The sequence below is a fragment of the Bacillus sp. AFS001701 genome (assembly GCF_002559405.1).
Lineage (GTDB): Bacteria > Bacillota > Bacilli > Bacillales > Bacillaceae_G > Gottfriedia.
Genome location: NZ_NTZO01000539.1, coordinates 1 through 2,351, shown reverse-complemented (window position 1 = coordinate 2,351; position 2,351 = coordinate 1). Strand labels below are relative to the sequence as shown.

The following is a 2,351-nucleotide window of genomic DNA, read 5'->3' as shown; positions in this document are numbered from 1 at the left end:
TAAAATAATTTAGGTTTTTTTTGATATTTTTAGAAAAGAGACTCTAATTCAGTCACTAATGAACCAACATACTCAACAGCTTCTTTGATTGGTGCACTTGTAGTTAGATCAACGCCAGCCATTTTTAATAGTTCAACTGGTTTTTTCGATCCACCTGTTTTTAATACTTCAATCCATGCATCAATAACTGGTTGGCCCTCTGAGGCAATTCTTCGTGAAATAGCAGTAGATGCAGTCAATCCAGCAGAATAAGTATATGGATAAAGGCCCATATAATAATGAGGTTGGCGCATCCAAGTTAAACTTGCACCTTCATCTATTTCTACAGAATCTCCCCAAAATTCTTTCAGAACATTACCTTTAACTTCACAGAATGTTGTCGCTGTAAGAGGCGTACCTTTTTCAGCAAGTTCATAAACTCTTCTTTGGAACTCACCCTCAAGTAAATGAGTTACAAAATTATGATAGTAAGTACCTAATAATTGAAGGATGACCCAACGCTTCATTTTTGGATCATTCGTTTGTTTTAATAAATATTGACCTAATAACATCTCGTTAAAAGTTGATGGTGCTTCAACGAAATACATAGATGGACGAGTATTTACAACACGTTGATATTTGTTTGCATAATAGAAATGCCCAGCATGTCCAAGTTCATGAGTAAGTACAAATGCATTTCTCATAGTATCCTGCCAGCTAATTAAAATATATGGATGCACTCCATACGGACTAGAGCAAAATGCACCTGTTGATTTACCAACATTATCGGAATAATCAATCCAGCGCTCATCAAACGCTTTTTCCATAATCGAAACATAGTCAGGTCCCATAATTTCTAGTGATTTTAAAATCGTTTCTTTTGCTTCTTCATAAGTAGTACTTGGGTTGAAATCTGGATCTAGTGGTGCTTTTAAATCATAAAAATGAATTGTTTCAAGTCCAAGTTGTTTTTTCTTTAAGTTAGCTAGTCTACGCATATGTGGTGCTAGTTCTTTAAAGATGATATTTAATTGATTATGATACATTTCTAAAGATATCTTATGATCTTCAAGTAGCATTTTCGTAACTGAGTCATAATTTCGTAATTTACTTAATGCGACTTCTTTTTTTACTTGCGTAGCATAGATCGAAGCATATGTATTTTTGTATTGGGTAAGTGTTTTAGTAAAAGATTCATACGCTTGTTTACGCACTGTATGATTTGGAGAGAATTCATATAAGTTTTCAAACATAGCAAACGAATTTTCTAATTCTTTTCCATTTTCATCTTCAAAGGAATCGAATTTTAAATCAGCGGCCTTACTAGTTTGGTAAATTCGATATGGGGCAGAAGTAACTTCGCCAAGTGCAGCCAAAGCCTCTTCAGTTTCAGGGAGTAATCTATGTTTTTTAGATGCAATAATTTCTTCTAATAATAATTTAAAAACCTCAATTTCTTTTTCTTCCTTAATAAATGCCTCTAACATTTCATTATTTAAATGTAAAAGCTCTGACTGAATAAACGTTAAAGTTGTATTTGCTTTTGTACTTAAGCTTGAAAATTGTAAACTATCAGATTGATTTTGAGAATCTGAACCATCTCCAGACTGACGTAAGCTTACATATGTACCACAACGAATTAATTGAAGCATAATTGATTCATAAGTTAATAATGCCTTTTTTAAAGATTCAGCAGACTTAAGGACAGAACTTTTTAACGATTTCGCCTCTACTAAATCATTTTCAATTAGTTCTAAAGCAACTAGCCATTCTGCACGAGTCGGATATAAATCCTCTAATTTCCATGTCATTTCTGTTGGAACCTCAGCACGTGTTAAACGTTTTACTAACATTTTTTCCATCAAATTGCCTCCTTTAGTAGTAGTTGGTACGAGTCTATTATACTGTATAAAAACATTTTAATGGTGAAATTATTCGATAAAATTGAAAATTTTAACAATTTTACTGCACAAGCTGTCATTATTTTGATAAAATTAATTTGAATTTGGTTAAAAATTTTAACTTTTACAAATAATTTTGGAAATAAATTTTATTACCTAGAAAGGAGTTTTTTTAAGAACGAATGAAAAAACTTAAAATGGTCTGTTTACTAACCTTCGCAACTGTTGCACTTTCAGCATGTACAATTAAAAAACCTCCACAAAATTTAGCTATTAAACCACAAGGTACATATGATTTCAAAACTGTTGGGATTAAAGTGGAATCATCACTTCCTAAAAATGCTAAATTTAATCTTCTGTTTAAAGATGATGATACAAAGAAAGTAATCTACGAAACTACCATTAAAACAGATGAAAATGGTACTGCAAATAAGAAAATTTTATTAGATACAAAAAATAAAAATTTAACCG

Annotated in this window: 2 protein-coding genes; one reads left to right on the top strand and one right to left on the bottom strand. The window is 31.5% G+C overall.

Annotated elements, in window-relative coordinates:
* Positions 1-29: 29 nt before the first annotated feature.
* Positions 30-1,841: an oligoendopeptidase F gene (gene pepF / locus CN514_RS22335; protein ID WP_098234457.1), complete on the bottom strand. Its 1,812-nt coding sequence runs from the start codon at positions 1,839-1,841 to the stop codon at positions 30-32.
* A 221-nt stretch (positions 1,842-2,062) separates the two neighbouring features.
* On the opposite strand from pepF, the gene CN514_RS22330 reads away from it, so the two are divergent.
* Positions 2,063-2,351: hypothetical protein (locus CN514_RS22330; protein WP_141529485.1), on the top strand; the 289-nt coding region annotated here is incomplete at its 3' end.